This is a genomic window from Curtobacterium sp. PhB190, from assembly GCF_004365385.1.
Taxonomy (GTDB): Bacteria; Actinomycetota; Actinomycetes; order Actinomycetales; family Microbacteriaceae; genus Curtobacterium.
The window spans coordinates 32,420-44,453 of sequence record NZ_SODN01000005.1; the positions used below are offsets into that span (position 1 = coordinate 32,420).

Here is a 12,034-nt window from a genome sequence, read left to right on the forward strand (position 1 = left end):
CCGTGCCCCAGCCACCCGCGCTCTCCACCGACACCGTCCTCGTCGCCAACCGCGGCGAGATCGCCCGCCGGGTGATCCGCTCCGCCAAGGCCCTCGGCATGCGCACCGTCGCCGTCTACTCCGACGCCGACCGCGCCGCGCCGCACGTCCGCGAAGCCGACGTCGCCGTCCGCCTCGGCCCGGCGCCCGCCCGCGACTCCTACCTGCGCATCGACGCCGTGGTGCAGGCAGCGAAGGACACCGGCGCCGGCTTGGTCCACCCCGGCTACGGGTTCCTGTCGGAGAACACGGACTTCGCCCGCGCCTGCGAGGACGCCGGCATCCGGTTCGTCGGGCCGACCGCCGACCAGATCGTCCGCTTCGGCGCGAAGCACACCGCTCGCGAGCTCGCCGCCGCAGCCGGGGTCCCGATGCTCGCCGGCACCGGCCTGCTCGAGAGCGTCGACGACGCCGTGGCCGAGGCCGAGCGCATCGGCCTGCCGGTGATGCTCAAGGCCACCGGTGGCGGCGGCGGCATCGGCATGCAGGCGTGCGCGACCCTCGACGAGGTCCGCGAGGCCTACACGAGCGTCACCCGCACGGCCACCGCGGCCTTCGGGTCCGCCGGCATCTTCCTCGAACGCCTGGTGCGACCGGCCCGGCACGTCGAGGTCCAGCTCTTCGGCGACGGCCACGGGCGCGTCGCGGTGATCGGCGACCGGGACTGCTCGTTGCAGCGTCGGAACCAGAAGGTCATCGAGGAGGCCCCGGCGCCCGCGCTGCCCGAGCACGTCCGCAGCGAGCTGCACGAGTCCGCCCGTCGCCTGGCCGCGAGCGTCGGGTACCGCAGCGCCGGCACCGTCGAGTTCGTCTACGACCCGGTCCGCGAAGAGGCGTCGTTCCTCGAGGTGAACACCCGCCTGCAGGTCGAGCACCCGGTGACCGAGGAGGTGTTCGGAGTCGACCTCGTCGACCTCATGCTCCGCCTGGCTCGTGACGGCGCCGACGGCATCGACGACGACGTCTTCGACCGCACCTGGACCCCGAACGGCCACGCCGTCGAGGCACGCGTCTACGCCGAGGACCCGGCGAAGGGCTCGCTGCCCTCGAGCGGCCTCGTCACCCAGGCGGTGTTCCCGAGCGCGACCACCGAGTCCGGCGACCCGAGCGGACTCCGCGTCGACGGCTGGGTCGAGACCGGCTCCGAGGTCTCGGCGTTCTACGATCCGATGCTCGCGAAGGTCATCGCCACCGGCGAGACCCGCGACGACGCCCTCGACCGGCTGCGCGACGGCCTCGCCGCCACGCGGATCGACGGCATCGTGACGAACACCGGGCTGCTCCGTGCGCTGACCGACGACCTCGAGCTCCGCACCGCCACGCACTCCACCTCGACGCTCGACGAGACCGACGACCCGGACCCGCGCATCGACGTCCTCGCCCCGGGCACCATGACGATGATCCAGGACCTGCCCGGCCGGGTCGGGTACTGGCAGGTGGGCGTCCCGCCGAGCGGACCGTTCGACGCCGCGTCGTTCGCCGAGGCGAACCGCGCCGTGGGCAACCCCGACGGCGCCCCCGCGCTCGAGATCACGGCGACGGGTCCGACGCTGCGCTTCTCGACCGCCGCCGTCGTCGCGCTCACCGGCGCACCGGCGCCCGCGACCCTCGACGGTGATCCCGTCCCGCTCTGGGAGCCGATCGACGTCGGCGCCGGACAGACCCTGGCGGTCGGGACGGCGCCCGGGCCCGGGCCCGGCCTGCGCACCTACCTGGCCGTCCGCGGTGGCTTCGACGTCCCCACCTACCTCGGCTCCACCGCCACGTTCACGCTCGGCGGCTTCGGCGGCCATGCCGGTCGCGCGCTGCTCGCCGGCGACGTCCTGCGGCCGGGCTCCCCGGACTCCGACGCGCCGCACCCCGCCTTCCCCGGGGGCGCCCGCCTGGGCCTGGTCGGCGGTCCGACCCCGGCCGAGCACCGCACGGCACTCACCGACGCGTGGGAGATCGCCGTGACCGAGGGGCCGCACGCCGCCCCGGACTTCTTCACCCGCGCGGACCTGGACGTCTTCTACGCCACCGACTACGGCGTGCACCACAACTCGGCGCGCACCGGCATCCGGCTCATCGGGCCCCGACCCGAGTGGGCGCGGACGGACGGTGGCGAGGCCGGCCTCCACCCCTCGAACATCCACGACACCCCGTACGCGGTCGGTGCGATCGACTTCACCGGCGACACCCCGATCATCTTGGGGCCGGACGGGCCCTCGCTCGGCGGCTTCGTCTGCCCCGCCGTGGTCGCCAGCGGCGACCTGTGGAAGCTGGGCCAGCTCCGACCAGGTGACACGGTCCGGTTCGTCCCCGTCCGCGAAGCCGACGCCGCCGCGCTCGAGGCGAACCGGGCCTCCCGGACCGTCCCCCGCACCGGGGGCGACGGCGACGACGGCGTGATCACCCGCCTGGAGGCGACCGACGTCCGTCCGAGCGTCGCCTACCGACGCGACGGCGACGACAACGTGCTCGTCGAGTACGGCGACATGACGCTCGACATCGCGCTGCGCATGCGCGTGCACGCGCTCATGACGAAGCTGCAGCAGGAGGCGCCGAAGGGCGTCCTCGACATCACCCCGGGCATCCGCTCGCTGCAGGTGCACACCGACGCGTCGGTCCTGAAGGCCCGTGACGTGGCCGGGCTCCTCCGCGAACTCGAGGACGAGATCCCGCCCACCGACCAGCTCGTCGTGCCGTCGCGCACCGTCAAGCTCCCGTTGTCGTGGGACGACCCCGCCACACGCCTCGCCATCGAGCGCTACATGAACGGCGTGCGGAACGACGCTCCGTGGACCCCCTGGAACATCGAGTTCATCCGGCGCATCAACGGTCTGGAGAGCGTCGACGACGTCTTCCGCACCGTCTTCGACGCGAGCTACCTCGTGCTCGGCCTGGGCGACGTCTACCTCGGCGCCCCGGTCGCCACACCGCTCGACCCCCGGCACCGTCTCGTGACGACGAAGTACAACCCGGCCCGCACCTGGACCGCCGAGAACTCCGTCGGGATCGGCGGTGCGTACCTCTGCATCTACGGCATGGAGGGGCCGGGCGGCTACCAGTTCGTCGGGCGCACCGTGCAGATCTGGAACCGGTTCCGCCGCGGCGGGCTGTTCCAGGAGGACCCGTGGGCGCTGCGCTTCTTCGATCGCATCGAGTGGTACCCGGTCGGTGCCGACGAGCTGCTCGAGCTGCGGGCCGAGACCGACGCCGGACGGGGCTCGTTCGAGACCGTCGACGGCGAGTTCTCGATCGCCTCGTACAACCGCTTCCTCGAGGCGAACGCGGGCTCGATCGCGGACTTCCGGGCGCAGCAAGCGCGAGCGTTCGGCGAGGAGAAGGAGCGGTGGCGAGCCTCCGGCGAGTTCGACGTGCGCGACGAACCGGCCGCCGTCGTGGCGGACGAGGTCGTCCTTCCCGCCGGGGCGACGGCCGTGACCGCACCCTTCACCTCGACGGTGTGGCAGGTGGACGTGCGACCGGGCGACCGGGTGGACGAGGGACAGAAGTTGTTGGCAGTGGAGGCGATGAAGATGGAGTCGATGGTGCACGCACCGGTGGAAGGCCACGTGTTGGAGGTCTACATCAAGCCGGGCGACCAGGTCGCACCGGGGCAGGTCCTGGCCGCGATCGGAGCGGGAGCGTGAGCGCGGCGAGCGCCGCTGCGGACCGCGTCCGCGACGCCTTCGACCGCATCGACGCCGTCGACCGGCCCGAGGTCTGGATCACCCTGCGCGACCGCGCCGCGGTCCTGCAGGAGGCCGAGGCCGTCGACCCGGCCCTCCCACTCGCCGGACTCCTGTTCGCCGTCAAGGACAACATCGACGTCGCCGGATTGCCCACGACCGCCGCCGCCCGCTCCTACGCGTACGAACCCGACGCCGACGCGACCGCCGTCGCCCGCCTGCGCGCCGCCGGCGCGGTCGTCGTCGGCAAGACGAACCTCGACCAGTTCGCCACCGGCCTGGTCGGCACCCGGTCGCCCTTCGGCGCGGTCCGGAACGCGTGGGACCCGACGCGGATCTCCGGTGGGTCGTCGAGCGGTTCCGCCACCGCCGTCGCGCTCGGCATCGTCGACTTCGCGCTCGGCACCGACACCGCCGGCTCCGGTCGCGTGCCCGCGGCGCTCGGCAACCTGGTCGGCGTGAAGCCGACCAAGGGCCTGGTGCCGAACACCGGTGTCGTGCCGGCCTGCCGCTCGCAGGACTGCGTCACGGTCTTCGCCCGATCGCTCGACCTCGCCCGCACGGCGGCGGAGCTGATGGCCGGGCCGGACGACACCGACCCGCTCGCCCGCATCGACGTCGCCCTCGCCGACGTGCCGGCCGTCCCGCGGATCGCGATCCCGCTGCCGTCGCAGCTCGAGGGCCTCGCACCCGGCTGGGCGGAGGCCTTCGCCGCGGCCGTCGAGCGCTTCCGCGCACTCGGCCACCAGGTGGTCGAGGTCGACATCGCACCCCTGCTCGACGCAGCGTCGCTGCTCTACGACGGCGCGTTCGTCGCCGAGCGGTACGCCGCCGTCGGCGCGCACGTCGAGGCGCACCGCGACCTGGTCGGCGACGACCTGGACCCGTCGGTCGCCACGATCGTCCTGGGTGGCGCCCGACCCACGGCAGCGGACCTCTTCGCGGACCAGGAACGCCTCGACGTGCTCGGCGCCGCGGGACGCGCCGCCCTCGCCGGCACCACAGCGCTCCTCACGCCCACCACGACGTGGCACCCCACCCTCGACGAGGTCGCGGCCGATCCGATCGGCGCGAACAGCCGGATGGGCCGGTACACGAACTTCGCCAACCTGCTCGACATGGCCTCGCTCGCCGTCCCTGCCGGGTTCGTCGACGGCCTGCCGTTCGGGATCATGCTGACCGGTCCGGCGTTCACCGACCGACGGCTCGCGGCGCTCGGCGCCGCGTTCCTCGCGCCCACCGTCGACCTGCTGGTCGTCGGAGCGCACCTCCGCGACCAGCCGCTGAACGGCCAGCTGGTCGCGTCCGGCGGATCGTTCGTCCGGGAGGCCCGCACCGCGTCCGACTACCGGCTCTACGCCCTCGACACGGTGCCGCCCAAGCCCGGGCTGGTCCGCGTGGGGCCGGTCGCGTCCGGCGGCGGGGGTGTCGCGTCGCCATCCGGCATCGCCGGTGAGGTCTGGCGCCTGCCCGCCGCTGGGTTCGGCACCTTCGTGGCAGGCCTGCCCGCGCCGATGGCCATCGGCACCGTGGCACTCGACGACGGCGCCGAGGTCACCGGCTTCCTGGTCGAACCCTTCGCCGTCGAGGGCGCCCGGGACATCACCCACCACGGCGGGTGGCGCGCGTACCGGGAGCAGGCGTGACGGACCCCGGCTGTCAGGATGGGGGCATGTCCTCCGACGACCGGCCCGTACGCCCCGGCCGTCCGCGGGCCGTCCCGAACGCCGACTCGGCGCTCAGCCCCCGCGACCAGATCCTCGACGCAGCCGCTGCCCTGTTCGTCGAGAACGGCATCAGCGCGACCTCGACCCGGGCCATCGCGGAGCGGGTCGGCATCCGGCAGGCCTCGCTGTACTACCACTTCGCCGGCAAGGACGACATGCTCGTCGAGCTCCTGACGACCTCGGTCCGGCCGAGCCTCGAGGTCGTCCGCGGCCTCGAAGCCCGGGTGCCCTCGTCGGCATCGGCCGCCGGTGCCCTGGCCGCGCTCGTCCTGATCGACGTGGAGACCCTCGCCCGCACCCCGCACAACATCGGCACGCTCTACCTGCTGCCCGAGGTGCAGGGCGAGCGCTACGACGGGTTCCGCGCCGAGCGGATCGAGCTGCGGGACGCCTACGGGCGCCTCGGGTCGCTCGCCGCCGACTCCGACGTCACCGTCGCGATCCCGCCGGCACGGCTCGGTGGGATCCTCATCCAGCTCGCCGAGACCGTCATCCAGCTCCGCCGCGTCGGAGGTGTCGAGGAGGCCGACCGCGACGCCATCGTCGCGACCTGCCTGCGGGCGTGCGGGCTCGACACCACTGCCGTGGCGGATGCCCGCCGCGAGGCCGAGTCACTGCTCGCCGCCGTCACCGTCTGACCAGCTCTTCCGTACGTCTCCGTCGCCCCATCTGGAGGTTCTGCCATGACCGCGCTCTCCCCCACCGCACACCGTCCGCTCGCCGACGCCCTGCTCCCCCGCACCGCGGTCGTGAGCACGGCACTCGTCCTCGGCGGCGCACTGCTCACTGCCGGCGCCGCACAGGTGTCCGTCCCGCTCTGGCCCGTCCCGATCACCGGGCAGACGCTCGCCGTCCTCCTGGTCGGCAGCGCCCTCGGTGCTCGCCGCGGTGCCCTGTCGATGCTCGTCTACGCGCTGCTCGGAGTCATCGGGCTGCCGGTCTTCGCGGGTGGCTCCGCCGGGTTCGGCGTGCTCGTCAGTCCCTCCGGCGGGTACATCGTCGGGTTCATCGCCGCCGCTGCCCTGGTCGGGTGGATCGCCGAACGCTTCGGCGACCGCCCCCTGCGCAACTCCGTGCTGTCCTTCGCGCTCGGCACCGTCGTGACCTTCGCGGCCGGCATGGTCTGGCTCGCGGTGTCGCTCGGGCTGGACCTGCAGCAGACGCTCGCTTTCGGGCTGTACCCGTTCGTCCTCGGCGGTGCGGTGAAGGCGCTGCTCGGTGCCGGTGCCATCTCGCTCGGGTGGACGGCGGCGGTCCGGCGACGCGTGGCTGCGCGGGACGCGGGCCGCTGAGGCGCACTCGGCGGGCCATCGTGTTAGGTTGTGCACAACATGATTGCGCTCAACCGATGATCCGGTCCGCCGGTACGCTCCTCGCCCTGCACGGAGCAGGCACGTCGATGACGCGACCCCTGCCGGTCCGGGCGCACCGGATGCGGGAGCGCGGTTTCGTCCCCGGCCTCCCGCACGCAGTGCTGGTGCCCTTGCTGGAGATCGCAGCCGGCGCAACCCTCGCACGAAGCCGACGACGGTCGGCGACAGCGGTCGCAGCCGCTGCCGCAGCGACCGCACTCGGAGCAGTGCGCACCGGCATCGACCTCGAGGACCGCACCGTCACCGTCGGAACCGTCGCCGCCGCAGTACTGGCCGTCTCCGGCGCGACGGCGGTGGCCCGCGCGCATCGCGTCGGCCTCCTCGCGGCGACCGGTGCAGTGATCGTGTTCGAGCTCACCCGCCGGCGTCGCATCCGCAGCGTCGGTCGACGCACCGCTCCACCCTCCCCTGTGAAAGGCACGTGCCCCTGATGACCTCCCGCCGCCGCACTTCCCGCTCGACCAAGCCCCGCACCGTCGTCCGCATCCTGCTGGGTGCGGCCATGTCCTGGGCCGGCATCAGCCACCTCACGGTCGCACGCCAGGAGTTCCGGGCCCAGGTGCCGGAGTTCGTCCCCCTGGACCCGGACGTCACGGTCCTGGCATCGGGCGTCGCCGAGATCTCCCTCGGTGCCGCCCTGATGCTGCTGGTCCGCCGGCAGGCCACCGTCGGGTGGGTCGCAGCGGTGTTCTTCACCGCGATCTTCCCCGGCAACATCGCGCAGTGGATGCACCACCGTGACGGCTTCGGCCTGGACACCGACACCAAGCGGTTCGTCCGGCTCCTGTTCCAGCCCGTGCTGATCGCCGTCGCGCTCTGGGCGACGAACGCACTCCGCAAGCGGCGCTGAACCCGGCTGCAGAGCGCCCCGGTCGCTCACGCCCTCGAGGGCGATCGGTGCTGCACTTGGAAATGCAGAAAACCCCCGCGTGAACGGGGGTTTTCTGAGAAGTGGCGGTACCGGTGGGATTTGAACCCACGGTGGAGTTGCCCCCACACATGTTTTCGAGACATGATCCTTCGGCCGCTCGGACACGGTACCGGGAAAGAGTTTACACGATCCGGGAGGCCCGTCACGCCACCCGACGTCGGCTCGCCCTCCACAGGCGGTCACCCCCAGGGCTCTTCCCACACCCACAGGCCGCCCACGTCGTCGACTCGGCCTGCGGGCGTACCGTCCACGGCATGAAGACCCGCACGCTCATCGCACTCCTGACGTCCGTCCTCGGTGGGGCCGGTGTCCTCGGGGCAGCCGCCGTCGGGGCCCGGGCCGGCGTCAAGGGCCAACGGGCGGCTGCGCAACGGGTGGTCGACATGCTGCCGATCCACGCCGACTGGTGGCACGAGCGACAGCAGCACGAGGGGCAGCTCCTGTACGTGGCGATCGGCGACTCGGCGGCGCAGGGCGTGGGCGCGACGGTGCCGTCCCGCGGGTACGTGGGCCTGTTGGCGCGACGGATCCGGCACCGTTCCCACGAGTCGGTGCGGGTCGTGAACCTGAGCGTCTCGGGCTCGACGACCTGGGGTGCCAAGCGCGACCAGTTGCCGAAGCTCCGGCAGTACACACCCGACATCTGCACGGTGTCGATCGGGGCGAACGACATCGCGGACTTCGACCCGGACAAGTTCGAGCGGAACATCCGGGCGATCTACGGCGCGGTGCCGTCGCACGCCGTGGTGGCCGAGCTGCCGTGCATGTTCGTGCCGGACCGTGAGCGCAAGGTGGCGGTGGCGAACGAGATCGTGCACCGTGTGGCCGCCGAGTTCGGGCTGACCGTGGCGCCGCTGCACACGATCACGAAGCGGGTCGGGGTCCGTCGCACGTTCTTCAACAGCTACGGCGACCTGTTCCACCCGAACGACCGGGGGTACGAGGTCTGGGCGAGCGCGTTCGAGCCGGCGGTCGACGCCCGGGTCGACACGGTCGCGGCGATCCGGCACTACCTCTCGGCGCGTGAGGCCGAGAACCTCGGGCGTGAGGCCGGGGCGGTCGCGAACGCTCGTGCCGAGCAGGACACCGACGGTGCCGAGGCACTCGACCACGCCAACCGACCGAATCCCGTCGAACGGATCCGCAACCGGATGACGGGGTCGATCGCCCTGCCCGACGAGCCGGTGCACCGCTCCGGCGATGTCGGCGGCACGGCCTAGCCTCGACGACATGGCGCGCCCGCAGTCCCTCTACCGATGCACCGAGTGCGGCTGGACCAGTGTCAAGTGGGTCGGCCGGTGCGGCGAGTGCCAGACCTGGGGCACGGTCGAGGACTCCTCGGCGGTCTCGGCGAGCACCCGGGGCACGGCGGCCGTCGCCGTCACCGGGGCCCGCGCGGCCCGCCCCATCACCGAGGCCCGCGGCACGACGGTGCAGCGCTGGCAGACCGGCATCGGCGAGTTCGACCGCGTGCTCGGCGGCGGGGTCGTCCCCGGTGCCGCGGTCCTGCTGTCCGGCGAACCCGGCGTCGGCAAGTCCACGCTCCTGCTCGAGGTCGCTTCACGGGCGGCCGCTTCCGGCAAGCGCGTCCTCTACGTCAGTGCGGAAGAGTCCGTCGACCAGGTCCGGCTCCGGGCCGAGCGCACCGGGGCGATGCACGACGACCTCTACCTGGCGAGCGAGGTCGACCTCGGCGTCATCATCGGCCAGATCGACCAGGTCAAGCCGGACCTGCTCATCGCCGACTCCGTCCAGACCATCTCGTCCAGCTCGATCGACGGCATCGCGGGCGGCACCTCCCAGGTGCGCGAAGTCGCCTCGACCCTGATCCGCATCGCGAAGGACCGCGCCCTCCCCGTCCTGATCGTCGGCCACGTCACGAAGGACGGCACGATCGCCGGGCCGCGCCTGCTCGAGCACCTGGTCGACGTCGTCTGCCACTTCGAGGGCGACCGGCAGACCGCGCTCCGCTTCGTCCGGGCACTGAAGAACCGCTTCGGCCCCACAGACGAGGTCGGGTGCTTCGACATGGGCGGCGACGGCATCCACGAAGTCCCGGACCCCAGCGGCCTGTTCATGTCCAAGAACGCGACCCCGGTCTCCGGCACGTGCGTGACCGTGGCGCTCGAGGGGCGTCGGGCGCTCCCGGTGGAGGTCCAGGCGCTCATCGTGCCGAGCTCCGCGCCGCAGCCCCGTCGGGTCGTGAACGGTGTCGATGCCTCACGCGTGGCGATGCTGCTCGCGGTGCTCGAACGCCGAGCCGGCCTCAAGCTCTCCGATGCCGACGTCTACGTCTCGACGGTGGGCGGCATGAAGCTCACCGAACCCGGCGCCGACCTGGCGATCGCACTGGCCCTGGCGAGTGCAGCACGGGACCGTCCGTACCCGCACACGCTCGCGGCCGTGGGCGAGATCAGCCTGGCGGGCGAGATCCGTCCGGCCACGGGGACCAAGCAACGGGTGAACGAGGCGGGCCGACTCGGCTTCACGACAGTCCTCGGTGCCGACTCCGGGCATCTGCGCGAAGCACTGCGTGTGGCGTTCTCGATGACGCAGTCAGCTCGCGAGCGCGAGCTCGACCGCGCGTTCTGATCGCCTAAGCGCGCAATGCGGCCAGCAGGTCCCCCGGGGTCGCCTGCATGGTGTTCGGCCCGGCGATGTCGAAGAACACGCCCTCGAGCATGTCGAGGTGGGCGGCGAGGAACTCCTCGAGCCGCGGTCCGTCGTAGACCATGACCTGCCGGATCTTCTCGTCCGGCACCATCGCCGTGTAGGCGTCCGCCGACGAGAACAGCAGCAGGATGCGCTTCTCGGAGCCTTCGCGCCCGAACACCCGCACCTGCATGTCCTTCTTGCCGGTCACGAGCCGGGGGACGATCACGATGTCGTTGCGCAGCGCGAACGCCACCGCAGCGACGTCCTGCTTCGCGAGGGCTTCCTCGAGCTGCTCGCTCCGGAAGCGCTGTTCCTTGTCTGCCATCTGATCAATTCCACCAGATTTTCGCCGTTCCGTGACGCACGGGTAGCCAGTCGGCCCTGAGCACGCTAGCCTGATGGAACCGCTTCGGCGGCGCTCAACGTTCGGGCGAGGTGGTTTGCCCCTCAACTCGGACTACCAGGGTCACTGGCCATCAGGCCTGACCCCGAACCCGTCCCGCCGGCACCTGCCCGCGTGGCGCATCACCCCCGTCGACGTACGTCGGGGCTCCGCAGGTGCGATCGCACCATGGCGGAACGCAAGAAAGCTAAGGAAACGCCATCATGGCATCTACCGGTACCGTCAAGTGGTTCAACAACGAAAAGGGCTTCGGCTTCATCGCCCCGGACGACGGAAGCGCTGACGTCTTCGCGCACTTCTCCGCGATCGCCGGCAACGGCTACAAGTCGCTGGAGGAGAACCAGAAGGTGGAGTTCGACATCACCGAGGGCCGCAAGGGCCCGCAGGCGGAGAACATCACCGTCCTCGGCTGATCACATCAGCTTCGAACGGCCCCGTCGTCCTCTGGACGGCGGGGCCGTTTGCTGTCCACTGATTTGTTGGACCGGTGCGCAGTGGATACATCGTCTACGTCGACGAAAGCGGAGATCACAGTCTCACGCGCATCAATCCGGACTACCCGATGTTCGTGCTCGCGTTCTGCATCTTCCCCGTCGACGTCTACGTCGACCGGATCGTTCCGCTCGTCCAACGCCTCAAGTTCGACTTCTTCAACCACGACATGGTCGTCCTCCACGAGCGGGAGATGCGTCAGTCAGCTCCGCCGTTCGACATCCTCCTGAACGCCTCCGTCCGCAGCGATTTCATGGCAAGAGTCGACGCCGTGTTCGATGAGCGCTTCGGGGTGGTTGCATCCGCCATCCGGAAGCACGAGTTCGTCCGCCGGGTCGGGGAGGACACGAGTCCGTACCACGTCGCGCTCGAGTTCAGGCTCGAACGGGTCTTCTTGCAGCTCCAGGATCGAGGAGCGTCCCGTTGCGAGACGTTCGTGGTCTTCGAGAGCCGGGGCCGCTCCGAGGACAGGGAGCTGGAGGCCGAGTTCGACCGAATCATGAGCACCACGAAGATGCGTGGGATGGCCGAGACCTTCCGTTTCAAGATCGCGAGCAAGCAGACGAACAGTGCCGGGCTCCAGATCGCCGATCTCGTCGCTCGTCCGATCGGCACCACTCTCCTCAAGCCCGAGCAGCCCAACCGCGCGTGGGACCGGATCCTCGAGCGCATGCCGAAGTCGCCGTCTGGTTCGGTGAAGGGCTGGGGCCTGAAGGTGTACCCGTGAAAGCGAGAACCCC

Annotated in this window: 11 protein-coding genes and 1 tRNA gene; 10 read left to right on the plus strand and 2 right to left on the minus strand. The window is 71.4% G+C overall.

Going from position 1 to position 12,034, the window contains the following annotated elements; genetic code table 11:
* Window positions 1-2 precede the first annotated feature (2 nt).
* The 6 genes from uca (at window position 3) to EDF47_RS09250 (ending at window position 7,663) form a co-directional block, all read left to right on the plus strand.
* Window positions 3-3,674: an urea carboxylase gene (gene uca, locus EDF47_RS09225; protein ID WP_133938718.1), complete on the plus strand. Its 3,672-nt coding sequence runs from the start codon at window positions 3-5 to the stop codon at window positions 3,672-3,674.
* Window positions 3,671-5,359 carry an allophanate hydrolase gene (gene atzF, locus EDF47_RS09230; protein WP_133938716.1) on the plus strand — a complete coding sequence of 563 codons (1,689 nt, stop codon included), beginning with the start codon at window positions 3,671-3,673 and terminating at the stop codon, window positions 5,357-5,359. Before uca ends, atzF begins: the two co-directional genes overlap by 4 nt.
* A gap of 26 nt (window positions 5,360-5,385) precedes the next feature.
* Window positions 5,386-6,078: a TetR/AcrR family transcriptional regulator gene (locus EDF47_RS09235; RefSeq protein WP_133938714.1), complete on the plus strand. Its 693-nt coding sequence runs from the start codon at window positions 5,386-5,388 to the stop codon at window positions 6,076-6,078.
* Window positions 6,079-6,123: 45 nt separating this feature from the next.
* The gene (locus EDF47_RS09240; RefSeq protein ID WP_133938712.1) at window positions 6,124-6,732 is read left to right on the plus strand and encodes a biotin transporter BioY; all 609 of its coding nucleotides are present in this window, start codon (window positions 6,124-6,126) and stop codon (window positions 6,730-6,732) included.
* A gap of 287 nt (window positions 6,733-7,019) precedes the next feature.
* Window positions 7,020-7,244: a hypothetical protein gene (locus EDF47_RS09245; RefSeq protein WP_133938710.1), complete on the plus strand. Its 225-nt coding sequence runs from the start codon at window positions 7,020-7,022 to the stop codon at window positions 7,242-7,244.
* On the plus strand, window positions 7,244-7,663 hold the full coding sequence (locus EDF47_RS09250) for a hypothetical protein (protein WP_133938708.1): 420 nt from the start codon (window positions 7,244-7,246) through the stop codon (window positions 7,661-7,663). Before EDF47_RS09245 ends, EDF47_RS09250 begins: the two co-directional genes overlap by 1 nt.
* A 102-nt stretch (window positions 7,664-7,765) precedes the next feature.
* Here EDF47_RS09250 and EDF47_RS09255 read toward each other — a convergent pair.
* A tRNA-Ser gene (locus EDF47_RS09255) sits at window positions 7,766-7,855 on the minus strand.
* A 143-nt stretch (window positions 7,856-7,998) separates the two neighbouring features.
* Here EDF47_RS09255 and EDF47_RS09260 point away from each other — a divergent pair.
* Both EDF47_RS09260 and radA read left to right on the plus strand, forming a co-directional pair.
* A complete protein-coding gene (locus tag EDF47_RS09260; RefSeq protein ID WP_133938706.1) occupies window positions 7,999-8,964 on the plus strand; it encodes an SGNH/GDSL hydrolase family protein in 966 nt (321 codons plus the stop codon).
* Window positions 8,965-8,974: 10 nt separating this feature from the next.
* Complete coding sequence (gene radA / locus EDF47_RS09265) at window positions 8,975-10,336, plus strand: DNA repair protein RadA (protein ID WP_243834038.1); 1,362 nt, start codon at window positions 8,975-8,977, stop codon at window positions 10,334-10,336.
* Window positions 10,337-10,340: 4 nt separating this feature from the next.
* Here radA and EDF47_RS09270 read toward each other — a convergent pair whose 3' ends face one another.
* Complete coding sequence (locus tag EDF47_RS09270; RefSeq protein WP_133938701.1) at window positions 10,341-10,724, minus strand: SseB family protein; 384 nt, start codon at window positions 10,722-10,724, stop codon at window positions 10,341-10,343.
* Between the two features lie 281 nt (window positions 10,725-11,005).
* On the opposite strand from EDF47_RS09270, the gene EDF47_RS09275 reads away from it, so the two are divergent.
* Window positions 11,006-11,215 (plus strand): cold-shock protein, encoded by a 210-nt coding sequence (locus tag EDF47_RS09275; RefSeq protein ID WP_017887662.1) that lies wholly within the window; start codon window positions 11,006-11,008, stop codon window positions 11,213-11,215.
* A 74-nt stretch (window positions 11,216-11,289) separates the two neighbouring features.
* A complete protein-coding gene (locus EDF47_RS09280; RefSeq protein ID WP_133938699.1) occupies window positions 11,290-12,021 on the plus strand; it encodes a DUF3800 domain-containing protein in 732 nt (243 codons plus the stop codon).
* Window positions 12,022-12,034: the final 13 nt, after the last annotated feature.

Bases quoted from the DNA above. Each gene is read 5' to 3' on its own strand.
- EDF47_RS09235 (WP_133938714.1), top strand. From the start codon at position 5,386: ATGTCCTCCGACGACCGGCCCGTACGCCCCGGCCGTCCGCGGGCCGTC.
- EDF47_RS09260 (WP_133938706.1), top strand. From the start codon at position 7,999: ATGAAGACCCGCACGCTCATCGCACTCCTGACGTCCGTCCTCGGTGGG.
- EDF47_RS09250 (WP_133938708.1), top strand. From the start codon at position 7,244: ATGACCTCCCGCCGCCGCACTTCCCGCTCGACCAAGCCCCGCACCGTC.
- EDF47_RS09270 (WP_133938701.1), bottom strand. From the start codon at position 10,724: ATGGCAGACAAGGAACAGCGCTTCCGGAGCGAGCAGCTCGAGGAAGCC.
- EDF47_RS09275 (WP_017887662.1), top strand. From the start codon at position 11,006: ATGGCATCTACCGGTACCGTCAAGTGGTTCAACAACGAAAAGGGCTTC.
- EDF47_RS09240 (WP_133938712.1), top strand. From the start codon at position 6,124: ATGACCGCGCTCTCCCCCACCGCACACCGTCCGCTCGCCGACGCCCTG.
- radA (WP_243834038.1), top strand. From the start codon at position 8,975: ATGGCGCGCCCGCAGTCCCTCTACCGATGCACCGAGTGCGGCTGGACC.